Below are 24,841 nucleotides of genomic sequence, written 5' to 3'. Positions count from 1 at the left end.
ACCTGCGTGTTCGACATTTCGAAAGTTTCGGCTCCGCGGGATTCCGTTGAATACCGGCTCTTCCACGGCGTGTCACCGCGGCCTTACTGTAGGAAGCGCTTTCTACCCGAAACTTTCGACGGCCCTCGGGACGGGGCCTGGAGAGGTGGGCTTCCATGGTGCGTACCGGAAGCGTGGCCGGGCCGACCCTCGCGGTCGTGGCACGCGAGGCGGGCGTTTCCGTACCGACGGCCTCCAAGGTCGTCAACGGCCGGGAGGACGTGGCGCCGGAGACCCGCCGCCGGGTGACGGAGGCGCTCGACCGGCTCGGCTACGTCCGCAGACCCCGGTTCGACGCCGTGAAGTCGCCCGGTCTGGTCGACCTCGTCGTCCACTCTCTGGAGAACTCCTGGTCGGGCTCGATCCTGCACGGCGTGGAGGAGGCGGCGCACGACGCGGGCCTTGAGGTGGTGGTCTCGGCGGGCCTGACCCGGACCCGGGGCGGGCGGCCGGAGCGCGGCTGGCTGGACAAGCTGTCCACGCGGGGCTCCTCCGGGGTGCTGTTCAACCTCTCCGAGCTGACCGCGTCCCAGTACGCCTGGCTGGACCAGCACCGCATCCCGTTCGTGCTGATCGATCCGGTGCTGGAGCCGCCGCCCGGAGTCGTCTCGGTGGGCGCGGCCAACTGGCACGGCGGGGTGACCGCCACCGAGCATCTGCTCTCCCTCGGCCACGAACGCGTCGCCGTCATCGCCGGCTACCGCCGCAAGATGTGCAGCACCGCGCGCGTCGCCGGCTACCGCTCGGCCCTCGCGGCGGCCGGACTGCGCCACCGACCCGAGTACCTGCGCTACGGCAACTTCGACGAGAGCGCCGCGCACCGGCGGATGCTGGAACTCCTCGACCTGCCGGAGCCGCCCACGGCCGTCTTCGTCTGCTCGGACCGCATGGCCCTCGGCGCGTACCGGGCGCTGGCCGAGCGGGGGCTGTCCGTCCCGGACGACGTCAGCGTGGTGGGCTTCGACGATCTGCCCGAGGCCCACTGGGCCTCACCGGCCCTCACGACCGTCCGCCAGCCGCTCGCCGAGATGGCGGCGACGGCACTGCGCCTGCTGGTGCGGATGATGGCGGGCGAGCAGCCGGAGGGGACGCGTACGGAGTTGTCCACGCGGCTGGTGGTACGGGCGAGCACGGCACCCCGCCGACCCGCCCCGCCCTCGCGCGGGGTCGAGCGAATCGAGGGAGTCGGGCGCGTTGGGCGCGTTGGGCGAATCGAGTGAGCCCAGTGAGCTGAGCGAGCTGAGTCGAGTCAGCCGACTGCCTCCGCGATCCCGGTGATCGCCGTCGGCCCGACCCGACAGCACCCGCCGATCAGCCGGGCCCCGGCCCGCTCCCAGCCGCCGACCTGTTCGGGGGTGAAGGTGGAGCGGCCGGTCCAGGCGCGTGCCTCGGCGTCCCAGGTCTCGCCGCTGTTCGGGTAGACGACGACCGGCTTGCCGGTGACGCGGGCGGCGGTCTCCACCGCGGCGTCCACGTCGTCGGGGGCGCAGCAGTTGACGCCGACCGCGATCACCTCGTCGGCGTCGGCGGCGAGCGCGAAGGCCTCCTCCAGCGGCTGCCCGGCCCGGGTCCGGCCCCCCGCGACGCTGTACGACAGCCACGCCGGTACGCCGAGCCCGCGCACGGCTCGCAGCAGCGCCCGTGCCTCGTCGGCGTCGGGCACGGTCTCAAGGGCCAGGACGTCAGGACCGGCCTCGGCCAGCACCTCAATGCGGGGCCGGTGGAACGCCTCCAGTTCGGCGACGCTCAGCCCGTACCTGCCCCGGTACTCCGAACCGTCCGCGAGCATCGCCCCGTACGGGCCCACCGACGCCGCCACCCACAGCGGTTCGCGCACGCCCTTCGCCCCGGCCTGCCGGGCCGCCTCGCGGGCGAGTTCGACGCTCAGTCCGAGCAGTTCGGCCGCGCGCTCGCGGGAGATGCCGCGCCCCGCGAAGCCCTCGAAGGTCGCCTGGTAGCTGGAGGTGATCGCCACGTTCGCGCCGGCCTCGAAGTACGCCAGATGCGCCTCGGTGATCGCCTCGGGCCGCTCGGCGAGCAGCCGCGCCGACCACAACTCGTCACTCAGGTCGTGCCCGGCCGATTCGAGCTGGTTGGACATACCGCCGTCCAGGACGACGGTGCCGGTGGCGAGCGCCTCGGCGAGGGTGCGCGGGGCGGTGGGAGAGGAGTCGCGGGTGGTGTCGCGGTCGGTGTGGCTGCTCATGTCACGACGCTAGTCGAAGGCGTGGCGGATGCCCCAGCGTGTCCAGCGTGTGAACAGATTGCCCACCATGTGGGATACGGGGTTACGATCACGGCCTCCCCACCCCCGTACGCCGCAGTGCGTCGACCGGCGTCGCCGTGGCCGCCGGACGCGATGCGGCGCGTCCCCACGGAATCCGGAAGTGCCATGACTGCCCCCAGCACCACCGAGGCCGGTGGAACACGCCCCGGTCCTGCCCCGGCCGCGCCCCGCCGCACCTTCGGCCTCGCCGCCGCCACCGCCCTCGTCATGGGCAACATCATCGGGGGCGGCATCTTCGTGCTGCCCGCCACCGTCGCCCCGTACGGCACGGTCAGCCTGCTCGCCTTCGTCGTCCTGTCCATAGGCGCGGTACTGCTGGCCCTGCTCTTCGGGAAACTCGCGCGCCGCAGCCCGGTCACCGGCGGCCTCTACGTCTATCCGCGGGACGCGTTCGGCGAGTTCGCGGGCTTTCTGTCGGCCTGGTCGTACTGGACCATGACCTGGGTCAGCATCGCCGCGCTCGCGGTGGCGACCGTCGGATACGCCGATGTGCTGCTGCCGCTGGACGGCAACCGTGCCCTGGAGGCGGCCGTGGCGGCGGGCGCGCTGTGGCTGCCCGCCGCCGCGAACTTCGCGGGCACCCGCTGGGTCGGCGGGGTGCAGATCGTGTCGACGATCCTGAAGTTCGTGCCGCTGCTCCTGGTCGCCACCGTCGGGCTCTTCTTCATCGACACCGACAACTTCGGCCCGTTCAACGCCTCCGGCGACAGCGTGTCCGGCGCGCTCGCCGCCTCCGCCGCGCTGCTCCTCTACAGCTTCCTGGGCGTCGAGTCGGCAGCGATGAGCGCGGGCGAGGTCCGCGACCCGGAGCGCACGGTCGGCCGCGCGAGCGTGCTGGGCACGCTCGGCTCGGCACTCGTCTACCTCCTCGGTACAGTCGCGGTCTTCGGGCTCGTCCCGCACGGCCAACTCGCCGAGTCCGGAGCGCCGTTCGCCGACGCCGTCGACGCGATGACCGGCGGCCACTGGGGCGGCACACTCATCGCGGTCGTCGCCGTCGCCTCGATGGTCGGCTGCCTCAACGGGTGGATCCTGATGAGCGCCCAGATGCCATACGCCGCCGCCCGCGACGGGCTGTTCCCGGCGAGGTTCGCCCGCGTGGGCAAGGGCGGTGTCCCCGGGTTCGGTGTCCTTGCCTGCGCTTCGCTCGGCACGGTCCTGATCGGCCTCAACTACACGGCGGGACCCGACACCACGTTCCGCGTACTCGTCCTCATCACCACCTTCACCGGGTGCGTGCCGTATCTCCTGTCGGCCGCGGCCCAGCTGTACTGGCTCGCCCAGGGCACCCGCGAACGCGTCCGCCCCGCGGGCCTGGCACGCGATCTGATCGTCGCCGCCCTCTCCTTCGCCTTCTCGTTCTGGCTGATCGCGGGCGCCGGGTATGCGGCCGTCTACCAGGGAGTGTTGTTCCTGTTCGCCGGGATCCCCGTGTACGTGTGGCTGCGGGGGCGGTCCGAGGGCGGGCGGTCGTCCGGGGTCACCAAGGGATGACGCCGTCGTCCTCGAAGAACGAACCGGTCGGGCCGCCGTCGGGCAGCGTGGCGAGGCGGATCGCCGTGGCCGCGCCCTGCTCGGGGGTGCGGGGTCCTTGGAAGCCGGTGAAGTCGGTCGCGACCAGGCCCGGGCAGGCGGCGTTGATCAGGATGTTCGTGTCGGCGAGCTGCCGGGCGTACTGCACGGTGACTGCGTTGAGGAACGACTTCGACGGCGAGTAGGCCGCCATGACGGGGCCGATCTCGATGTCCGGGTCCGCCTGCCGGGTCAGGGACGCGACGGAACTGGACACGTTGACGATCCGTGGCGACGTCGAGCGACGCAGCAGCGGCAGCATCGCGTTGGTCACCCGGATGACACCGATGACGTTGGTCTCCACGACCGTACGGACCACGTCCAGGTCGAGCGCGGTCGGGTCCTGCGCCCACCCCTGACCCGTCGGCGGTCCCGAGATGCCGGCGTTGTTGACCAGGACGTCCAGACGCCCGGCCCGCCGTTCGACCAGTTCCGCGGCCTCGGTGACGCTCAGGTCGGCTGTCACGTCCAGCGGAACCCCGAACGCGTCCACCCCGGCGGCGCGCAGCTTCTCGACGGCACTCTCGCGCCGGACCTCGTCGCGGGCCCCCACGCCCACTCGGTAGCCGAGGGTGCCCAGACCGGTCGCGATCTCGTACCCGATTCCCTTGTTCGCGCCGGTGACCAGCGCGATCTTCGTTTCGCTCATGCCGTTGATGCTCGCTCGCGGACGACCGGCGCATCCAACACCGATCCGGCGTCCTGTCATACCCGGCGGGTATCACCGGGCTACGCTGTGGCCGTGGACACCTTGGAGACCCGGGAGTTGAGGTACTTCGTCGCCGTCGCCGAGGAACTGCACTTCGGCCGCGCCGCCGAGCGCCTCGGCATGGCCCAGCCGCCGCTGTCCCGGGCGATCCAGCAGCTGGAGCGGCGCCTCGGCGTCTCCCTCCTTGTACGCAACCGCCGCGGCGTCAGCCTCACCAGTGCCGGGGAGGTACTGCTCCAGGAGGGCCGTGCGGCCCTCGACGCGACCACCGCCGCCGCTCGCCGCACCCGCCGCGCAGGTGGCGCCGACGGTCCGGGCGGCCCCCGCAACCGCCTGGTGCTGGCGGTGAAGGCAGCCGCGTCACACGAACTGCTGCAGAAACTCCTCGCCGCCTACGCGGCCGAGCCCGACGCCGCCGAGATCGAGGTGCTGCCGAGCGGCACATGTGACCAGGAGGCGATGCTGCGCGACGGCCGAGCCGACGTGGCACTCATGCACGCCCCGTTCAACTCCCTGGCCGGGTTCGACAGCGAGGAACTGCTGACCGAGGGCCAGATCGCCGTCCTCCCGGCCGGCCACGCCCTGGCCGCGCGCCGGACCCTCACCCTGGCCGAAGTCAGCGACATCCCCGACCTTCCGCTCGCCCGCTGGTCCCGCCACGGCACGTACGCACCCGGCCCGGGCCCCGAGATCCAGGACCAGACGCAGCTGGCCCAACTGATCGCCCTCGGCCGCACGGTGGCCGTCTTCCCCGACTCCGCCCGCGCCTGGCTCTGGTCCGAACACACCGCCGTCCCCCTGACCGACGCGCCCCCGGTCGTCACCCACATCGCCTGGCCCGCCCACAGCCGCTCCCTGGCCCTCGCCGGCCTGATCCGCACGGCCACGCGGCTATGACCTGCACGTCGTCCTGAAACCGTGCTGCTGTCGCACAGGGCCCTGTCCGATTCGTTCAAGACCGCCGTCCGCCGCCCTCCCTACGGTGGCCCCATGACTCCACGATTCGACCTCATCGGCCTCGTCGTCTCCGACATGGCCGCCTCCCTGACCTTCTACCGCCGCCTGGGACTCGAATTCCCGGAGGGCTCCGAGAAGCAGCCGCACGTCGAGGCGGACCTGCCCGGCGGCCTGCGTTTCGCCCTCGACACGGAGGACACGATCCGCTCCTTCCACCCCGGCTGGCAGCCGCCGACGGGCGAGGGAAGGGTCGGCCTGGCCTTCGCGTGCGACAGCCCCGCGGACGTGGACGCCACCTACGAGGAGCTGGTGGCGGCCGGCTACGAGTCCGAACTCAAGCCCTGGAACGCCGACTGGGGCATGCGCTACGCAGTTGTACGCGACCCGGACGGCAACGGCGTGGACCTGTTCGCTCCGCTGAGCAGCACGACGTAGCGCCCCATAGGGGCGCGGGGCTGTGACATGTGCGGCTCCGCCGCGGGCGCGACCGGCACCCACCCGACCCGCACCCATCCACCCACCCCAAACCCCACAACCTCAACGCCGCAGCAACTCCCCCAACGGCGCCCCCGCCAACTCCCGTACGTCACGCGCCAGGTGAGCCTGATCGGCGAACCCGGCCCGCACGGCGGTGTCCGCCAGAGGCACCCCGTCCCGCGCCAGCCCCAGTGCCCGCTGCAGGCGAAGCACCCGAGCCAGCGTCTTCGGGCCATAGCCGAAGGCGTCCCTCGCCCGCCGGTGCAACTGCCGCTCGCTCCACCCCACCGCATCCGCGACCGCGGCGACGGACCGTCCCGCGGACAGCGCCGCCACAGCGCCCCGCACCCACGGTTCGGGCGGATCGACATCGCCCGCCCGTGCCACGGCCAGGGCCTCCAGCGCGGCGGCGGGATCGGCCGCCGCGTCCACCCGCTCGGTCAGCCGCCGGACGGCCCCCGCGCCCCACAGATCGGCGAGGTCAACCCGCCGGTCGCGCAGTTCGTGGGCCGGGACGCCGAGATAGGCGGGCGCCGTCCCGGGGAAGAACCGGACGCCCGCGAACCGGGTGCCGCCGGGCGCCACGCTCACGTACGCGCGGGTGTCGGGCCCGGCGACGAAGAGCCGCCCCTCGGTCCACAACAGGTCCATGCACCCGTCGGGCAGCACCGGCGCCGAGTCGCCCGGCACGGCGGTACGGGTCCACACGACCGCGCCCGGAAGCCGCGCCGCCCACTCCCGGTACGGGTCCGGCGACACAGCCACTTCCGACTCGTCCACGTACGGCTCCGCCACAGGCAAAACGCTACGCCGCCCTCGTCCGGTGTTCCTGGGGGCTGACCCCGTAGACCCGCTTGAAGGCGCTGGACAGGGCGAAGGCGCTGCCGTAGCCGACGTGGCGGGCGATCGCCTCCAGGGTGTCCTCGGTGCCGCGCAGCCGGTCGGCGGCGAGGGCGAGGCGCCAGCCGGTCAGGTATGTCATAGGGGGCTCGCCCACGAGTTCGCTGAAGCGGCGGGCGAGCGCGGCCCGTGAGACGCCTGCCTTCGCGGCGAGGGAGGCGACCGTCCAGGGGTGCGCCGGGTCGTCCTGGAGGAGGCGCAGGACCCGGCCCACGACGGGGTCGGCCAGCGCCTGGTACCAGGCGGGCGCCTCGGCCTCGGGGCGGGAGAACCAGGCCCGCAGTGCGGCGATGACCAGGAGGTCGAGCAGCCGGTCGAGGACGACCTCCTGGCCGGGCTCGTCCCGCACGATCTCTTCCATGATCAGCGGGGTGAGCGGGCACTCCCACACGTCGGAGGGGAGGGTCAGGAGCGCCGGCAGCGCGTCGAGCAGCCGCCCGCTGACCTCGCCGTGCATCGGATACGTCCCGATCAGCATCACCATCGAGCCGTCGATCCGCGCGCCCCAGGTGCGGACGCCCAGGTCCATCCGGCCCTTCAGGGAACGGCCGTCCGGGTACGTGCACACCTGGTTCGGCAGGATCACCGCCTGGGGCGCGGTCGACGGGTCGTCGGCGCAGGTGTACGGGTCAGGTCCGCGCGCGATGGCGAGGTCACCGGCCCGCAGCCGCACCCGCTCCCCCTCCTCGGGCATGATCCAGGCGTGCCCGCGCACCATGAGCATGACGGTGAGCGGGGCACGGTCCTCGATGCGCAGGGACCAGGGCGGCTCGAAACACGCTCGGATCATGAAGGCGCCACGCGCGCGTGGACCTTCCAGAAGGCCTGCGAGTGCGTCCATGTCCTCAGGGTAGACGCGCCCTTATGGGAACGAGAGCTTCAGCGATGTTCCCTTTCGGCGCGGGGCCGTTGACTGGGCTCATGACGGAAAACACGCGGAACGAGACGGTGTTGGTGACGGGGGCCTCGGGCAAGACGGGGCGTCAGGTGGCGGAGTCCGCGAAGGCCGCCGGGTTCGATGTACGGGCCGCTTCGCGCAGCAGCGAGGTGCGCTTCGACTGGTACGACTCCTCGACCTGGGCGGAGGCGCTGCGCGGCGCGGACGCTGCGTATCTGGCGTACACGCCGGACATCGGCGCCCCGGGTGCCGCGGAGAACATCGCGGCCCTCGCGCGGCTGGCCCAGGAGCTCGGCGTACGTCGTCTGGTGATGCTGTCGGCGCGCGGCGAGCGGCAGGCGGAGCCGGCCGAGCGGGCGCTGCGGGAGTCGGGTGCCGAGTGGACGGTCGTGCAGGCCGACTGGTTCTTCCAGAACTTCAGCGAGGGCCTGCTGCTGGAGGGCGTGCAGAGCGGCGAGTTCGTGTTCCCCGCCGGTGAGGTGAAGGTGCCGTTCATCGACACCCGGGACCTCGCGGACGTCGTCGTGAAGGCGCTGACGGACTCCTCGTACGCGGGCCGGACCCTGGAGATCACGGGGGCGCGGCTGCTCACCTTCCGGGAGGCCATGGCGGAGATCTCCGCCGCGGCGGGCCGGGACATCCGCTATCTGCCGGTGTCGACGAAGGAGTACGGGGCGATCCTGGCCGGGTTCGGGCTGCCGCCCGAGGAGGTCGCGTTCATGGAGGAGGTCTTCGACGGGCTGCTCGACGGCGGCAACGCCCGGTCGACCGAGACCGTCCGGCAGGTTCTGGGGCGCGCGCCGCGCGATTTCACGGACTTCGCGCGCGAGCTCGCGGCGACCGGCGTGTGGAAGGCCTGAGGGCCGCCCGCGTACCTCCGAAAGTTCAGAAGGCTCCCCCTGGCGCCCCCGTCGCGGTCACTGCGGCGGGGGCGTCGCGTCACGGTGACTGGGGCGGGGGTGCCTCGTCGCCGTTCTTGGGTGTGGTCTTCGCGTGCGACCGCAGCCGGGAGGTCACGTCCTCCGGGGGGAGGAAGCGGGACCAGCGCTCCGGGAACTCGGAGGGCATGTCGGGGTCGTCCGGGTCGTCGGCGAGGTGGGCCCGGGCCGCCGCGGCGCGGGCGACGAGGTCGGCGGCCTGCTCGGCGCGCAGCCGCTCGTTGACGGCACGCGCGGCGGCGGTGGCCGCGGCCGGCCAGACCCGGTCGATTGCCGCGTTGACGGCGGCGCCGACGAGGACCGCGAAGGCGGAGACCCCGATCCACAGCAGCACGGCGACGGGCGCGGCCAGGGAACCGTAGATGCTGGGGCCCTCGACCGTGTTGGTCAGGTAGATGCGCAGCAGGAAGCTGCCCAGCACCCACATGGCGAGGGCGACCAGGGCGCCCGGCACGTCCTCGACCCAGGGCGAACGCACCGGTACCGACACGTGGTACAGCGTCGTCAGGAAGGCGATGGACAGCACGATGACGACGGGCCAGTACAAACCCTGTACGACGTTCTCCGACCAGGGGACGACGTTCACCACGGCGTCCGGGCCCGCGACGACCAGCGGCAGCACGATGGAGCCGATGAGCAGTGCCGCGAGGAACAGCGCGAAGGCCACGAGCCGGGTCTTGACGATGCCGCGTACTCCGTCGAGGCCGTACATCACGGTGATGGTGTCGATGAAGACGTTCACGGCGCGCGAGCCCGACCACAGGGCGAACAGGAAGCCGAGGGAGATGACGTCGGGGCGGCCGCCCTCCATGACGTCGTGGAGGACGGGCTCGGCGATCTGTGTGACGCCCTTGTCGGTGAGGATCGTGCGGGACGCCTCCAGGAGGTTGGTCTCCACGCTGGCGATGGTGTCGGCGCCGGTCCAGTCGTCCACGTAGACGAGCAGGCCGAGCATGCTGAGCAGCAGCGGCGGCACGGACAGCAGCGTGAAGAACGCCGCCTCCGCCGCGAGTCCGAGGATCCGGTACTCGATGCACGAGTTGACGGTGTCCTTGATCAGCAGCCAGGCGGTCCTGCGCTTGGAGACGTTCCGATAGAGGGCACGGGCCCGATGGAGACGGCCGGACGCGCTCTGAGGGGGTTCACTTGCTGGCTGCACGCCCTAAAGGTATCCGCCGTGCGAGGTCGCACTCATCCCGCGGTACCACGACCGGGTCCTAGGTGCCCGGCGGCACGCTCCCGCCCCTCCCGGTTCCGTCATACGAAAGAAAAGCGGCAGCAACCCGACAGAAATCGTAAAGGAAAATCGAACCGGCTTTCTGTCATGACCGCGTTGGCCGAATCAGTCGCCCTCCAGAAACGGAACGCGCAGCAGTATATACGCCATCCATAAAGTGAGTTCCCCGGTCGCGCGTACGGAGGGGACGGCTCAAGGGTGAAATCAATGAAGGTTCGAACGGCGAGAAAGCGCCATAGGGCGAAACGCCCTTGACCCGTTCATGAGCACACAGAAACAATTCGGATTGCATTCCGCTGGGCACGTGGGGACGGCTCAGTGCACCACGACACGGGGGACTCAGAAAGGCCTGGACCAGGGCCCGACACAGCCGCGTTACCCGTGATCCGCGTGGGAACCACGCGGATCATGCCGTGCTGCTCTGCACCTTTTCACGCGGCCACTCCAGACACTCCGGCAAACTCGACGAACAATATCCACTCGTCTGCCATCCCATTTTCATTGAGCACAATTCTTCCTTCCGGCCCGAGCCTTTCTTCCGGAACAACTCTTCCTTCCGGCACACCGGAATCACATCGGAATCACCCTGGTTCACCCACGCCTCAGGCATAGCCAATTCGGCTTCCCGATGAAACTGCGGGCGTGATTCCTTCGTATTCCCATCCGGAGGACCAATCACTCCGAACAGCCAACAAGTAGCAGCAATCATCAGCAAGGAGATCAAGTGGTGGTAAATCCGGGTGAGATCACGACCGCCGCTCCGGCCGGCTCCCTGACCACCCACGCCCCGGCGAACGGCACCGAACACGTCCTCGCGGAGGTGCTCGCCGGTGTCGTACGCGTCGAGCGGGTCCCCGTCGACAGCCACTTCTTCGACGACCTCGGCGCCAACTCCCTGGTGATGGCCCACTTCTGCGCCCGGGTCAGGAAGCACCCCGACCTGCCGGCCGTGTCGATGCGCGACGTCTACGGCCACCCGACGATCCGGGGGCTCGCGGCGGCGCTCGCCGTGGTCCCGGACGAGCCGCCGGCGCCCGAGCCCGAACCGGCCGAGCCGCCCCCGCCGGGCAGCACCGCACGGTACGTCCTGTGCGGAGCACTCCAGTTCCTGGCCTTCGCGGCGTACTGCCTGCTCTCCGGGCTCGTCACCGCTCAGGGGTACGACTGGGTCTCGGCCGGCGACGGCGTGGTGGACGTCTACCTGCGGTCGGCCCTCTTCGGCGGTGCCGTCTTCGTCGGGGTGTGCGCGCTGCCGGTGGTGGCCAAGTGGGTGCTGGTCGGCCGCTGGAAGGAGACCGAGTTCCCCGTCTGGAGCCTGGCCTATCTGCGCTTCTGGACCGTCAAGGTGCTGCTGCACGCCAACCCGATGGTCCTGTTCGCCGGCAACCCGCTCTACGTGCTCTATCTGCGGGCGCTCGGCGCGAAGATCGGCAAGGGCGTCACGATCCTCTCCCCCTCGGTCCCGGTCTGCACCGACCTGTTCACCGTCGGCGCGGGCACCGTCATCCGCAAGGACTCCTACTTCCTCTGCTACCAGGCGCACGCCGGCCGGATACGCACCGGCCCGGTCACCCTGGGCCGGGACGTCTTCGTCGGCGAGAAGACCGTCCTCGACATCGGCACCTCCATGGGGGACGGCTCCCAGCTCGGCCACTCGTCCGCGCTGTACGGCGGCGCATCGGTGCCGGACGGGCAGCACTGGCACGGCTCCCCCGCCCAGCGCACGGACGTCGACCACGTACGGGTCGCGCCCGCGGACTGCGGCACCGCGCGGCGGGTGGGCTACGGACTGGCCACCGTGCTGCAGACGCTGTTCCTCTACGTTCCGTTCCTCGTCGGGGGTACGTACATGCTGCTGACGGTGGCGCCCTCGCTTGAGGTGCTGCTCGACCGGGAGTCGCAGCACATCACGTCGGCGCGGTTCTACGCCGAGGCGCTCGGTCTGTCGCTGGCGCTCTTCGTGGGCTTCATCCTGATCGGCTTCGCCACCGTGTCCGTACTGCCGCGGCTGCTGAACCTGGTCCTCGAACCGGACCGGGTCTATCCGCTCTACGGCTTCCACTACTCGGTGCAGCGGGCCGTCGCGCGCCTGACCAACGTGAAGTTCTTCAAGTGGCTGTGCGGGGACAGCTCGTACATCGTCCACTACCTGCGGGCGCTCGGATACGACCTCTCGCACGTCGAGCAGACCGGCTCCAACTTCGGCACGGAGGTGGGGCACGAGACGCCGTACCTGGCCACGGTCGGCAGCGGCACGATGGTCGCCGACGGGCTGTCGATCATGAACGCCGAGTTCTCCGGCACGTCGTTCCGCGTCTCGCGGACGTCGATCGGGGCGCGCAACTTCCTCGGCAACCACATCGCCTATCCCGCCGGGGGCCGCACGGGCGAGAACTGCCTGCTCGCGACGAAGGTGATGGTCCCGCTCGACGGCGAGATCCGTGAGGGGGTCGGCCTGCTGGGCTCGCCGCCCTTCGAGATCCCGCGGACCGTGGAGCGCGACACCCGCTTCGACCACCTCCGTGAGGGCGACGAGCTGCGCCGCCGTCTGGCCGCGAAGAACCGGCACAACCTGCGCACCATGGGCCTGTTCCTGTTCATCCGGTGGTTCGACTGGTTCGCGCTCACGGTCCTCGGCTTCGCCGCCTTCGACCTGTACGGGGATCTCGGCACCGCGGGCGGTCTGCTGATCGGCGCGTCCCTGATCGTCGGCCTCGCCTTCACCACCGGCTACTACGTGCTGGTGGAGCGGCTGATCTGCCGGTTCCGTCCGCTGGAGCCCCGGCTGCACTCCATCTACGACCCGCTCTTCTGGCGCCACGAGCGGCTCTGGAAGATCCCCGACACACACATCGCCATCTACAACGGCACCCCGTTCAAGAACCTGCTCTGGAAGCTGCTCGGGGTCCGTATCGGCCGCCGGGTCTTCGACGACGGGGCCTACATCACCGAGCGGACGCTCACCGCCATCGGCAGCGACAGCACGCTCGGCGCGCACAGCAAGGTGCAGTCGCACTCGCAGGAGGACGGCACGTTCAAGTCCGACCACATCGAGATCGGCGCCGGCGTGACGCTCGGCGTCGGCGCGCTCGTGCACTACGGGGCGTCGATGGGCGACGGCGCCGTACTCGCCGCCGACTCCTTCCTGATGAAGGGCGAGGAAGTGCCCGCGGGGGCCCACTGGGGCGGGAACCCGGCGGTCGCTCGGCGGCGCTCCTGACAGCTCCGCGGCACCGGACGAGCTGAGTGGCACGGACGAGCTCAGCGGCACGGACAAGAAGGACAACAGGGGGAAGCAAGACCATGGAAACGATCCCGAAGTGGACGCTCGACCCGGTGCCGGGCACCGCGGAGTACGAAGTCCCGCTGCCCGACGGGCTGTCGCGGGAACCCAGCGCTCTTCTGGCCGCACACGCACGGGTCCTCGCCGCGCTGTCCGGCGAGCGCGAGGTGACGGTCGGATACGTGGCGGCGAAGGGCGAGCGGCCGAGGCCGTGCCCGCTGACCGTCGGCACCGGCTCCTGGCACGACCTGCTGGACCAGATACGCGAGGCCGGGGCGGACCTGGCCGCGCAGGGGGCGGAAGACGAACCGGCCGCCTTCGAGACCGTGCTCGATCCGCACGGCGGGCGGGGCCCCGAGGACACCGTGCTGAACGTGGCGTTCGAGGAGCACACCCTGCGCCTGCGTTACCGCACCGACGTCCTCGACGCGAACGCCGCCGCCCGGATCTCCGGCTACCACCTCACCGCGCTCACCCAGCTCGCCGCCGACCCGGACGCCGAGCCCGGCCGGCAGAGTCTGCTGTCGGACGACGAACTCCGCTTCCAGCTCGACGGGTTGGCGGGCCCGCACCGCGAGCTGCCGGACCGCCGGGTCCACGAGCTGTTCGAGGCAAGGGTGTTGGCCCACCCCGACGCCGTCGCGGCCGTGCAGGGCGACCAGGAGTGGACGTACCAGGAGCTCAACTCCCGGGCGAACCAGCTCGGTCGGGCCCTGCTGACCCGCGGACTGCGGCGCGAGGACGTCGTCGCCGTGGTCATGGAGCGCGACCTGGACTGGATGGCCGCCGTCCTCGCCGTCCTGAAGGCGGGCGGCGTGTATCTGCCCATCGAGCCGCACTTCCCCGCCGAGCGCATCGCGGCCACCCTGGCGCGCGCCGGCTGCGAACTCGTCCTGACGGAAGACGGCAGCACCACCACCCTGGACGGGGCCGACACCGACGCCCGCGTCCTGCACGTCGACACGGCCTACGCGGAGAACCACCCCGACAGCGACCTCGGCGTCCCCGTCGCCGCGGACCAACTCGCCTACATCTACTTCACGTCCGGCTCCACCGGCGAGCCCAAGGGCGCGATGTGCGAGCACGCCGGGTTCCTCAACCACGTCCACGCCAAGCTCGACGACCTGGGCGTCGGCGAGGGCCAGGTGGTCGCCCAGACCGCGCCCCAGTGCTTCGACATCTCGCTGTGGCAGCTGGTCTCCGCACTCCTGGTCGGCGGCCGGACGCTGCTGGTCGCACAGGAGGTGATCCTGGACGTCCCGCGGTTCGTGGACACCATCACCGGCGGCCGGGTCAACGTCCTCCAGGTGGTCCCGTCGTATCTGGAGGCCGTGCTCGCCGAGCTGGAGCAGCGCCCGCGCGAACTGCCGGACCTGCACTGCGTGTCGGTCACCGGGGAGGCGGTGAAGAAGGAGCTCGTCGAGCGCTGGTTCGCGGCCGAGCCCGGCATCCGGCTGGTCAACGCGTACGGGCTGACCGAGACCTCGGACGACACCAACCACGAGGTCATGTCCCGGGTGCCGGACCAGGACCGCGTCCCGCTCGGGCGGCCGGTCGCCAACGTGCGGGTGTACGTCGTCGACGAGGACCTGTCCCCCGTACCCCTCGGGGCACCCGGCGAGATCGTCTTCTCCGGTGTCTGTGTGGGCCGCGGGTACGTCAACGACCCGGATCGGACCAGGGCGGCGTTCACCACCGACCCGTACCGCCCGGGTGAGCGGCTCTACCGCAGCGGTGACCACGGGCGCTGGCTGCCCGACGGCAAGCTGGAGTTCCTGGGCCGACGGGACAGCCAGGTCAAGATCCGCGGATTCCGTATCGAGATCGGCGAGATCGAGAACGCGCTGCTGCGGGTGCCCGGGGTCCGGGACGGCGCCGTGGTGGTCGTGGGCGGCACGCGGCTTGTGGCGTTCTGCGCCGGGTCCGCCCGGTTCGACTCCGGGGCCGTGCGGGAGCGGCTCGCCGTGTCGCTGCCCGCGTACATGGTCCCCTCGGCCGTCCACTGGCGGGAGAGCCTGCCGCTGACCGCCAACGGCAAGACCGACCGGAAGACGCTGACCGGGCTCGCCGGTGAGCTCGACGCCTCCGGGAACGGTTCGGGCGCCGGTCGGGGCACGCACGCGCCCGGCACCGCGAGCGAGCGCCGGGTGGCGGCGGCCTGGGCCCAGGTGCTCGGCATCCCCGGCGACCGGATCGACCGCCGGGACCACTTCTTCGACCGCGGCGGCACCTCGCTCGCGGCGGTGAAGCTCGCGATCGCCCTGGACCGGGCGATCACCCTCAAGGACGTCACACGTCATCCCGTCCTCGCGGACCTGGCGGGGCTCCTGGACACCCCCGCCCCCTCCTGAACCACGGCCGACCACGCCGACCACACGGAAGAGACGGAACCGAAGGCACCGACGACACCCATGACCGGAACACCGCACACCCGCACGACCGAACACCGCAAGGCCGAAAGGAAGCACCTGATGTCGTCTTCATCTCCGACGTTGCTACCGGACGTCGACCTGCGCCCCGGCAGCCCTCCGATCCTGCGCGCCGACGCCGCGGGCGACACCGCGGGCTGGGCGGCCGAACACCGTGACGCGCTGCGGGCCGTCGTCGCCGAGCACGGCAGCCTGCTGGTCCGCGGCCTGGGGCTGCGCGACCCGGACACGACCGCGGCCGTCTTCCGCCGGCTGGCGACCACCCTGATGCCCGACCGGGAGTCCTTCGCGCCACGGCGGACCTACGAGGACGGTGTCTACTCCTCGTCCAAGTGGCCGCCGAACCAGCAGATGTGCATGCACCACGAGCTGAGCTACGCGCTGGAGTTCCCCGGCCTGATGCTCTACGCCTGCCTCGACGCCCCCGACCAGGGCGGCGCCACCGCGGTCGCCGACGCGCCGGCCGTGCTCGACGCGCTGCCCGCCTCGCTCACCGCCCGGTTCGAGCGGGAGGGCTGGCTGCTCACCCGGACGTACAACGACGAGATCGGGGCGAGCCTCTCCGAGGCCTTCGGCACCGAGGACCGCGCGGCCGTCGAGCACTACTGCCGGGCGCAGGCCATCGAGTTCGCCTGGCAGAGCGACGGCTCCCTGCGCACCCGCCAGCGCCGCAGCGCCGTGGTCCGCCACCCGGTCACCGGGCGGCGCTGCTGGTTCAACCAGATCGCGTTCCTCAACGAGTGGACCATGGACCCGGAGGTGCGCGAGTACCTGGTGGACGTCTACGGCTCCGACGGACTCCCCTTCAACACCCGCTACGGCAACGGCGATCCGGTCGACGAGGACGTCGTACTGATCATCAACGAGGTGTACGGGGCCCACACCGCACGCGAGCCGTGGCACTCCGGTGACCTGCTGCTCGTCGACAACATCCGCACGGCGCACAGCAGGGAGCCCTTCGAGGGGCCCCGTGAGGTGCTCGCCGCCCTGGGCGACCCGGTCCGGCTGACCGACTGCGCACCGACCATCGAAGTGAGGGCCGCATGACCACCACGGACGAGAACGGCACGACCGCCACGGAACCGGGGGCGCTGACGCCTCCCCCGTTCTCCGTCATCTCCGGCACCCAGGTCCACGAGGCCCTGCACGGGCGGGAGTCCGAGATCGTCGACCTCGTGGAGGCCGTGTACCGGCTGCACGGCGAGGGCGACTCGGTGAACCCGCCGTCGTACTTCCTGCGCTTCCCGGACCGTCCGTCGTCCCGGATCATCGCGCTGCCCGCCTCGATCGGCGGGCCGGTGGGGGTGGACGGCCTGAAATGGGTCTCCAGCTTCCCCGGGAACACGGCGAGCGGTCTGCCACGCGCCTCGGCCGTGCTGATCCTCAACGACCACGACACGGGCTATCCGTTCGCGTGCCTGGAGAGCTCGATCATCAGCGCCACCCGGACGGCGGCCTCGGCGGCCCTCGCGGCCGACCGGCTCAGCCGCGACCGCGTCCGGCCCACCCGGGTCGGGTTCGTCGGGACGGGCCTGATCGCCCGCTACATCCACACCCATCTGGCCGCCACCGGCTGGTCGTTCGAGGAGACCGGGGTGTTCGACCTGTCCGCGGACAGCGCGGCCGGCTTCAGCGGCTATCTGGAGCGGTCGGGCACCAAGGGCCGGATCACCGTGCACGACAGTGCCGAGTCGCTGGTCCGCTCCAGCGACCTGCTGGTCTTCGCCACCGTCGCGGCCAAGCCGCACATCCACGACCCGGCGTGGTTCTCCCACGCCCCGCTCGTACTGCATGTGTCGCTGCGCGACCTGGCGCCGGAGATCCTGCTCGACTCGGCCAACTTCGTGGACGACGTCGAGCACTGCCTCAAGGCGGACACGTCACCGCATCTGGCCGAACAGCTCACCGGTGGCCGCGACTTCCTCGACGGCACGCTGGACGACGTGCTCTGCGGGCGGGTGACCGTACCGGCGGACCGGACGGTGGTGTTCTCGCCCTTCGGCCTCGGGGTCCTCGACCTCGCGGTCGGCAAGTTCGTCCACGACGAGGTGGCCCGAAGGGGCGAGCCGCACGTCGTCGACGGCTTCTTCCACGAACTGCGCCGGTACGGCTGACCGGCGGGCACCGCGCCACGCGAGGAGCGGAGCGCGGTGCCGCATGAAAGAGGGGGGACATCATGCCCGTCATATCCGAGCCCACACAGTTCAACGAGGACGACCTCTACGTCGACCTGCGGGCGGCACTGGGGCTGCCGCTCTTCCTGAAGTGCGAGGGGTTCAACTTCGCCGGGTCGGTCAAACTGAAGGCCGCGACCGAGATGGTCAACGCGGCCGAGCGCGAGGGCACCCTGCGACCGGGGTCCGTCATGGTCGAGTCGTCGTCCGGGAACCTCGGCGTGGCGCTGAGCATGATCGCGGCGAGCCGTGGCTACGGGTTCCTGTGCGTGACCGACTCACGCTGCAATCCGGCGACGCGGCGGATGATGGAGGCGCTGGGGAGCGTCGTCCATGTGATCGACGAACCCGATCTGCACGGCGGCTTCCTGGGCGCGCGGATCGCGTACGTGAGCGCGGTGTGCGCCTCGGACGACCGGTACGTCTGGCTCAACCAGTACGCCAACGAGGGCAACTGGCGCGCGCACTACCGCACCACGGCACCGGCCATCGCCCGCCGTTTCCCGCATCTGGACGTGCTGTTCGTCGGGGCCGGCACCACCGGCACCCTGATGGGCTGCGCGCGCTGGTTCTGGCAGCAGCGGCGCCGGGTGCGGATCGTGGCCGTGGACACCGTCGGCTCTGTCACGTTCGGGGGGCCGCCCGCTCCCCGGATGATCCCCGGTCTGGGCATGGCCGTCCGTCCGCCGCTGCTCGACGAGTCCTACGTGGACGACGTGGTGCACGTTCCGGAGCCGGACACCCTGCGTGCCTGCCGCCGGCTGGCCGCCCGGGGCTTCCTGTTCGGCGGCTCCACCGGCACGGTGGTCAGCGGCGCGACCGACTGGCTGGCCCGCTACGGACGGCGCAACCTCACCGCGGTGGCGATCGCCCCGGACCTCGGCGAGCGCTACCTCGACACGGTCCACCGCCCGGGCTGGGGGGTGAACGTGCACGGCGAGGACACGCTCGGCGGCTCCGGCGAACTGGCCGCCCTGTCACATCCCGCCTGACCTGTACGGCTGGGCGCAAAGGGGCGCGCTCCGGTGCGGCGGGAGTTTGGTGACGACCGCCGTACCGAGGGGTAGGTTCGCAGACATGGCAGCCAGCACCCACACCGTGACCAACCAGGCTCCGCCACTGGTCTCGTACGACGTCTTCAACGCCGACCGTGCCCTCGTCGAGGCGGTCGACCGGCACCTCGACCCACAGCTGCTCGACGAGGCGCACGGCGATCTGTCGGCCCTCGGGCTGACCTCCGGATCGGCTCAGGTCCAGGCGTGGGGGGCGCTGGCCAACGAGAACCCGCCGAAGCTGCGCACGCACGACCGCTACGGCAACCGGGTCGACGAGGTCGACTTCCATCCGTCCTGGCACCGGCTGCTCGGCAAGGGGGTCTCGGCGGGCCTGACCGCTGCGTGGTCACGGCCGGGCGGGCATGTGCGGCGCGCCGCCGCCTTCGTGGTCTGGACGCAGGTCGAGGCGGGGAACGGTTGCCCGCTGTCGATGACGCACGCGGCGGTGCCCGCGCTGCGCACCGACCCGGCGCTCGCCGCCGAGTGGGAGCCCCGGCTCACGTCCATGGTCTACGACCAGGATCCGCGGCCCGCCGGGCAGAAGGCCGGCGTGCTCTTCGGGATGGGCATGACGGAGAAGCAGGGCGGCAGCGACGTACGCGCGAACACGACGACCGCGCGGGCGCTGGCCGAGGACGGGACGTACGAGCTGACGGGCCACAAGTGGTTCTGCTCGGCGCCGATGTCGGACGGCTTCCTGGTCCTTGCGCAGGCTCCCGGCGGGCTGACGTGTTTCCTGGTGCCGCGGGTCCTCGCGGACGGCACCCGGAACGTGTTCCGCATCCAGCGGCTCAAGGACAAGCTGGGCAACCGGTCGAACGCGTCGGCCGAGGTCGAGTTCGACGGCACATGGGCGCGCCGGGTCGGCGACGAGGGACGCGGGGTGCGCACCATCATCGGGATGGTCGCGGCGACCCGCCTTGACTGCGTGCTCGGCTCGGCGGGGCTCATGCGGCAGGCCGTCGCGCAGGCGGTCCACCACTCCACGTACCGCGAGGCGTTCGGCGGCAGGCTGATCGACAAGCCGCTGATGCGGAACGTCCTGGCGGACCTGGCCCTGGAGTCGGAGGCCGCGACGACGCTCGGGCTGCGGTTGGCCGCCGCGTACGACGACGGGGGCGAGCAGGAGCGGGCGTTCCTGCGGATCGCGGTACCGGCGGCGAAGTACTGGGTGACGAAGCGGTGCACGCCGGTCGCGGTGGAGGCGCTGGAGTGCCTGGGCGGCAATGGTTACGTGGAGGAGTCGGGCATGCCGCGGCTGCTGCGCGAGTCGCCGCTCAACTCCGTGTGGGAGGGCGCGGGCAACATCCAGGCGCTGGACGTCCTGCGCGCCCTGCAACGCGAACCGGCCGCCCTCAACGCCTACTTGCAGGAGGTCGGCAAGGCCCGCGGCGCCGACCACCGGCTGGACGGCGCGATCAAGAACCTGCTGACCGAACTCGCCGACCTGGACGGCATCGAGGGACGCGCCCGGCGGCTCGTCGAGCGGATCGCGGTGGTCCTCCAGGGCTCGCTGCTGGTCCGGTTCGCGCCCTCGGAGGTCGCCGACGCGTTCTGCGCCTCACGCCTCGGCGGGGACTGGGGAGCGTCGTTCGGGACCCTGCCGCACACCCTGGACCTCGGGTCGGTGGTGGAGCGGGCGCGGCCCGTTTCCTGAGCCGCCGTCAACTGACGTACGGGGCACGGGGGTGGTGCTGCGCCGACACGGCACCACCCCCGTTCCATGGCCCCGTTGAGCGGAGCACGCACACCGCGCGAGGCGGCGTTGCGCCAATTTTTGGACACACGGCGGAAGTTCACCAGGGTTGCAGGGGGTTGCAACCTCTCCGCACCCTGCGTGAAATCTCCCCCTCGTGTCCGGAGTGTCGCCCTCCGCGACGGACAGACGGCACTATGAGACGTGCAGTCAGTACGGGTTTCTGGTCCCACGGCCGGGCGGCCGGGGCCGGTTGCCCGCTCAGGCTCTCCGGGAGGACCCAGTGGTGTACTCGCCGATGGACGTGACGCGGCTCGCCGCGGTGGACGCAGCGCAGGCGGCACGGGTGCTCGACGAGGTGCGCCACGCGACGCTGGCCGGAGAGCGCGCCCGGCTCGACCCTCGGCCGGTCATCGGGGAGTCCTGGGGGCGGATGCTGCGCTCCGGCGTCGATCCCGACCACGACTTCCGGGCCGGGGTGCTCGGTCCCGACGAGATCGAGCGGCGCCGGCGCGACTCCCCGCTGCGGCACGTCCTTCCCGTACTGCGGCAGGGACTGCTGTCGGTCGCGGACACCACCCAGCACATCATGGTCGTGGCGGACGCGCAGAGCCGGGTGCTGTGGCGCGAGGGCAGCCGGTCGGTGCTGCGCAAGGCCGACGGGTTCGGCTTCGAGATCGGCGCGGACTGGCGCGAGGAGGTCGTCGGCACGAACGGTGTCGGCACGCCCGCCGTCGCCCGCCGCCCCGTCCAGGTCTTCGCCGCCGAGCACTTCGTACGCACCCACTCCGCCTGGACCTGCACGGGTGCGCCCATCACCGACCCGCGCGACGGCCGGATGATCGGGGTCGTGGACATCAGCGGGCCCTGGGAGACCATGCACCCGGCGACGCTCGCCTGGGTCGACTCGGTGGCCAAACTCGCCGAGGCGCGGCTGCGGGAGCAGCACCTGACCGCGCTCGACCGGCTGCGCGCGGTGGCCGCGCCGGTGCTCGCCCGGGTCACCGGCCGCGCGCTCGCCGTCGACAAGGACGGCTGGACGGCCGCGATCACCGGTATGCCGTACGTGGAAAGGCTCGCGCTGCCCAGCACGATCGGTACGGACCGGATCTGGCTGCCCACGATCGGCCTGTGCTCGGTGGAACCGCTGCCCGGCGGCTGGCTGGTGCGCGCCTCGGACGAGGAGCCCGCGCCCCGCGGCGCCACCCGGATCGCCCTCGACCTGTCGCAGCGCCGCCGCTGGTCGGTGACCGTGACGGGCGTCACCGGCACCTGGACCCACGAACTGAGCCCGCGGCACGCCGAGTTGCTCTACCTCCTGGCCCTGCACCGCACCGGCCTCGGCGCCGCCGCCCTGGCCGACGACCTGTTCGGCGACCCCGCCCGCACGGTGACCGTACGCGCCGAGATGTCGCGCGTACGCCGATATCTGGGGGCGGTCCTGGACCACCGGCCGTATCGTTTCTGCGAATCGGCGGAGGTCCAGACGCTCCTGCCGCCGGACCCCCTGGACCTGCTCCCCCACTCGACGGCACCGGGAGTGCTGAGGGCAAGGCGGGCCGCCCCTTAGAGGCGTGGGGCGTGGCGTGGGCGGCTCCGCCGTGTGGGCGCGACCAGCCTCCACCGGCCGGGGCTCAACACACAACGTCCTCGACCTATTCCGGGGTATTCGACCGGACTCGCCACACCCTGACGTACCATCCTTCCCACGGCCCCCCACATCTGTCCCCTCCAGCACTCAACCGCCGGATCGCAGGAGGCAGTTGGCCGACGACGGGAGGACCTATGACGTACCGAGGCAGACACCGCCGCCGGACGAAGGGGCGTGTCCTGCGGGCCACACTGTCCGGGACCGCCCTCGCCCTCACCGCCGCCGCCACCATCATCAGCACCTCGCAGGCCGCCGGAAGCGACAACCCCGGCCCGCTGACGTCGATCACCTCGTCCTCCGAGGTCAACAAACTCCAGCTGCACGAGAACCTGGTCAGCGGCACGACGCTCGACACGCTCCAGAGCGGAATGGGCGGGAACGTCGGGGTCGACGCCGTCCTCCAGAGCGCCAACCACCCGATGCGGAACAAGGCCGACTGCGACGCCACCGAGTCGGCCGCCCTGCCCGTCGAGCCGACCGCCAGTCGCGCCTACTGCTGGGACAGCGGGGACGCGACGACACAGAAGTGGCTGCCGCAGTCCGTCACCACCTCCGGGGACGCCGACAACGACGGCAAGTGGGGCAACGACCGGGTCATCCTCGCCGGCTGGACGCACAACGACCACAAGGCCGGCGAGCCCGCCGACGACAAGGGCCTCGCCCGGATTGCGTTCATCGACGCGAACGACCCGAACGACCTCAAGTACCGCTGGGTCCTGCTGGTCGCCCCGCTCTCCGGCGGCAAGGACTTCGGAGCGGTCCGCTCCCACGTCGGCGGCATGGTCTGGTACCAGGACAAGCTGATCGTCACCGCGAAGAACGGCGCCGACCACAACAACGCGCTGTTCGTCTTCGACATGAACCGCATCCTGCAGGCCGACGTCAACAGCACCGAGATCGGCAAGGTGAGCGGCGGCTGGTCGGCACGCGGCTACCAGTACGTGCTGCCGGCCATCGGCTCGTACAACCTCACCGGCGGGGCCTGTTCCGCGAGCAACAACAACGCGGTCCCCTGCTTCGGCTCGATCTCCCTGGACCGTACGTCGACACCGGACAGCCTGGTCGCGAACGAGTGGTTCAGCTCGGGCGGCAGCGAGCCGGCCCGCGTGTGGCGCTACTACTACAGCACCGCGAGCGACCGCACGGGCCTGCTCGGCAGCAACGCCAGTGACAACGTGAACGCCGACGAGGCGTACGAGACCAAGGCCGTCGGGCTGCAGGGCGTCCTCTCCCACAAACCGAGCGGCGCGAGCAAGGCCGACTGGTACACGGGGTACGCGCCGGGCACCCGCGACCGGCACGGCACGCTCTGGCGGCAGAACGAGAGCACCGCCAAGGCCGCGAAGTGCGGGGGCGGCGGGTCGTACGCCTGCTGGGGCCAGCACACCGAGTCGCTGTCGTACTGGCAGGAGACCGGCGAGCTGTGGACCCTCACCGAGTGGGCGGCGAACAAGGACAACGAGTGGGAGCCGCCCGTCATCCCGGAGCGCGTCCTGTACGCGGTCCCGCTGTCGGAGGTCGACGGCTCGGTGGAGTGATCCGGACGTCAACGTGAGCATCCGTGGAGGCGGGCCCCGCTTTGGAGCGGGGCCCGCCTTCGTGGTTCTCTGGCCCGCATGAGCATCGCTGTGACCACTTGGTCCCTGGAGCAGGTCTCCCCGGCCGAGCAGCTGCCCGCCGCCGCCCCCGACGGTGACGTCCGGATCGTCCGCGCCGAGGTGCCCTCCCCCGAGTTCAGCCGCTATCTGTACGCGGCGGTCGGCGGCGACATCCGCTGGACGGACCGGCTCGGCTGGACGTACGCCCAGTGGCAGGAGGACCTGGACCGGCCGGGCGCCGAGACCTGGGTCGCGTACGACCGCGGGACGCCCGCCGGGTACGTACAGCTGGAGCCGCAGGACGACGGTGTCGTGGAGATCGTCTACTTCGGGCTGATCCCCGCCTTCCGGGGCCGGCGCATCGGCGGGCACCTCCTCTCCCACGGCGTGGCACGGGCCTGGGACCTGGCCGACCGCTGGCCCGGGCGGGCGCAGACGAAGCGCGTCTGGTTGCATACATGCAGCAAGGACGGGGAGCACGCGATGGACAACTACCTGCGCCGCGGCTTCAAGCTCTTCGACACCAAGGTCGAGGAGGAGCCGGACGTGACGGCGCCCGGGCCCTGGCCGGGGGCGCACAGCGACTGACCTGGCACGACGTGGCCGGATCCCGGCCAAGTGCCCGGCCATGTGACCGCCACCACCCTTGTCTCACATCTCGGGACAAGGGTGTCCGCATCGTGGACGAAGCTGGACTGTGTCCAGAACGCCGTGACACGCTTCCGTCATGTCTGGAACTGGAATTGCCTTGGTGAGTCGGCGGCACGTCGACCTCGGCCGCATGTCCAGCGCCATCTGTCCGGCCTGCTGACACAAGGCACCGGGGGCCTCTGACCCCGCGCCCAGCACTGCCGACATCCCCTTTGTCTCGCCTTGCGCAAAGACGCGCACGTATGCCCGTACGCGCGCATACACGCAGGTCGAAGCCGCATCCGCCTGTC

20 protein-coding genes are annotated in these 24,841 nt (G+C 71.3%); 15 read left to right on the top strand and 5 right to left on the bottom strand.

What is annotated here, in order from left to right; all coding sequences use genetic code 11:
* The first annotated feature begins 155 nt into the window (after positions 1–155).
* Complete coding sequence (locus tag ACN20J_RS38415; RefSeq protein WP_190227018.1) at positions 156–1,259, top strand: LacI family DNA-binding transcriptional regulator; 1,104 nt, start codon at positions 156–158, stop codon at positions 1,257–1,259.
* A gap of 29 nt (positions 1,260–1,288) precedes the next feature.
* On the opposite strand, the gene mmuM is transcribed toward ACN20J_RS38415, so the two are convergent.
* On the bottom strand, positions 1,289–2,245 hold the full coding sequence (mmuM, locus tag ACN20J_RS38410; protein WP_190227017.1) for a homocysteine S-methyltransferase: 957 nt from the start codon (positions 2,243–2,245) through the stop codon (positions 1,289–1,291).
* Between the two features lie 186 nt (positions 2,246–2,431).
* Here mmuM and ACN20J_RS38405 point away from each other — a divergent pair, with 186 nt between their 5' ends.
* A complete protein-coding gene (locus ACN20J_RS38405) occupies positions 2,432–3,820 on the top strand; it encodes an amino acid permease (protein WP_190227016.1) in 1,389 nt (462 codons plus the stop codon).
* On the opposite strand, the gene ACN20J_RS38400 is transcribed toward ACN20J_RS38405, so the two are convergent.
* Entirely contained in the window at positions 3,807–4,547 is a 741-nt protein-coding gene (locus tag ACN20J_RS38400; protein ID WP_419667679.1) for an SDR family oxidoreductase, read from the bottom strand. The two genes, ACN20J_RS38405 and ACN20J_RS38400, sit on opposite strands and share 14 nt — an antisense overlap.
* 93 nt (positions 4,548–4,640) lie before the next feature.
* Here ACN20J_RS38400 and ACN20J_RS38395 point away from each other — a divergent pair, with 93 nt between their 5' ends.
* Together ACN20J_RS38395 and ACN20J_RS38390 are read left to right on the top strand one after the other, a co-directional pair.
* The gene (locus ACN20J_RS38395) at positions 4,641–5,504 is read left to right on the top strand and encodes a LysR family transcriptional regulator (protein WP_419667678.1); all 864 of its coding nucleotides are present in this window, start codon (positions 4,641–4,643) and stop codon (positions 5,502–5,504) included.
* A 93-nt stretch (positions 5,505–5,597) separates the two neighbouring features.
* On the top strand, positions 5,598–5,999 hold the full coding sequence (locus ACN20J_RS38390; RefSeq protein WP_190227015.1) for a VOC family protein: 402 nt from the start codon (positions 5,598–5,600) through the stop codon (positions 5,997–5,999).
* A gap of 102 nt (positions 6,000–6,101) precedes the next feature.
* Here ACN20J_RS38390 and ACN20J_RS38385 read toward each other — a convergent pair whose 3' ends face one another.
* Positions 6,102–6,836, bottom strand: coding sequence for a helix-turn-helix domain-containing protein (locus tag ACN20J_RS38385; RefSeq protein ID WP_419667677.1), 735 nt, complete (start codon positions 6,834–6,836; stop codon positions 6,102–6,104).
* 10 nt (positions 6,837–6,846) lie between these two features.
* Positions 6,847–7,782: an AraC family transcriptional regulator gene (locus ACN20J_RS38380; RefSeq protein WP_189840686.1), complete on the bottom strand. Its 936-nt coding sequence runs from the start codon at positions 7,780–7,782 to the stop codon at positions 6,847–6,849.
* 80 nt (positions 7,783–7,862) lie between these two features.
* On the opposite strand from ACN20J_RS38380, the gene ACN20J_RS38375 reads away from it, so the two are divergent.
* Entirely contained in the window at positions 7,863–8,699 is an 837-nt protein-coding gene (locus tag ACN20J_RS38375; protein WP_189840685.1) for an NAD(P)H-binding protein, read from the top strand.
* A gap of 79 nt (positions 8,700–8,778) precedes the next feature.
* On the opposite strand, the gene ACN20J_RS38370 is transcribed toward ACN20J_RS38375, so the two are convergent.
* Positions 8,779–9,936 carry a YihY/virulence factor BrkB family protein gene (locus ACN20J_RS38370; RefSeq protein WP_189840684.1) on the bottom strand — a complete coding sequence of 386 codons (1,158 nt, stop codon included), beginning with the start codon at positions 9,934–9,936 and terminating at the stop codon, positions 8,779–8,781.
* A gap of 802 nt (positions 9,937–10,738) precedes the next feature.
* Between ACN20J_RS38370 and ACN20J_RS38365 the strand changes: the two genes are divergently transcribed.
* From ACN20J_RS38365 to ACN20J_RS38320, 10 genes are all read left to right on the top strand, one after another.
* Positions 10,739–13,234 carry a Pls/PosA family non-ribosomal peptide synthetase gene (locus ACN20J_RS38365; RefSeq protein WP_190227013.1) on the top strand — a complete coding sequence of 832 codons (2,496 nt, stop codon included), beginning with the start codon at positions 10,739–10,741 and terminating at the stop codon, positions 13,232–13,234.
* 83 nt (positions 13,235–13,317) lie between these two features.
* Entirely contained in the window at positions 13,318–15,648 is a 2,331-nt protein-coding gene (locus tag ACN20J_RS38360) for a non-ribosomal peptide synthetase (protein WP_419667676.1), read from the top strand.
* 120 nt (positions 15,649–15,768) lie between these two features.
* Positions 15,769–16,773, top strand: coding sequence for a TauD/TfdA family dioxygenase (locus ACN20J_RS38355; RefSeq protein WP_246574885.1), 1,005 nt, complete (start codon positions 15,769–15,771; stop codon positions 16,771–16,773).
* Positions 16,770–17,840, top strand: coding sequence for a 2,3-diaminopropionate biosynthesis protein SbnB (gene sbnB, locus ACN20J_RS38350; RefSeq protein WP_190227012.1), 1,071 nt, complete (start codon positions 16,770–16,772; stop codon positions 17,838–17,840). Before ACN20J_RS38355 ends, sbnB begins: the two co-directional genes overlap by 4 nt.
* Before the next feature lie 62 nt (positions 17,841–17,902).
* Entirely contained in the window at positions 17,903–18,892 is a 990-nt protein-coding gene (gene sbnA, locus ACN20J_RS38345) for a 2,3-diaminopropionate biosynthesis protein SbnA (RefSeq protein WP_189840681.1), read from the top strand.
* An 85-nt stretch (positions 18,893–18,977) separates the two neighbouring features.
* Entirely contained in the window at positions 18,978–20,612 is a 1,635-nt protein-coding gene (locus ACN20J_RS38340; protein WP_361991044.1) for an acyl-CoA dehydrogenase family protein, read from the top strand.
* A gap of 322 nt (positions 20,613–20,934) precedes the next feature.
* Positions 20,935–22,221 carry a GAF domain-containing protein gene (locus tag ACN20J_RS38335; protein ID WP_419667675.1) on the top strand — a complete coding sequence of 429 codons (1,287 nt, stop codon included), beginning with the start codon at positions 20,935–20,937 and terminating at the stop codon, positions 22,219–22,221.
* A gap of 215 nt (positions 22,222–22,436) precedes the next feature.
* Positions 22,437–23,840: a hypothetical protein gene (locus ACN20J_RS38330; RefSeq protein ID WP_419667674.1), complete on the top strand. Its 1,404-nt coding sequence runs from the start codon at positions 22,437–22,439 to the stop codon at positions 23,838–23,840.
* A gap of 78 nt (positions 23,841–23,918) precedes the next feature.
* On the top strand, positions 23,919–24,488 hold the full coding sequence (locus ACN20J_RS38325) for a GNAT family N-acetyltransferase (protein WP_189840677.1): 570 nt from the start codon (positions 23,919–23,921) through the stop codon (positions 24,486–24,488).
* A 139-nt stretch (positions 24,489–24,627) separates the two neighbouring features.
* Complete coding sequence (locus ACN20J_RS38320) at positions 24,628–24,711, top strand: putative leader peptide (RefSeq protein ID WP_313904670.1); 84 nt, start codon at positions 24,628–24,630, stop codon at positions 24,709–24,711.
* Positions 24,712–24,841 lie beyond the last annotated feature (130 nt).

Origin of the sequence: Streptomyces sp. 2-1, from assembly GCF_048564895.1 — a bacterium.
GTDB lineage: Bacteria > Actinomycetota > Actinomycetes > Streptomycetales > Streptomycetaceae > Streptomyces > Streptomyces phaeochromogenes.
The sequence above is the reverse complement of the archived record's forward strand: the minus strand, read 5'-3'. Positions and strand labels throughout refer to the sequence as shown.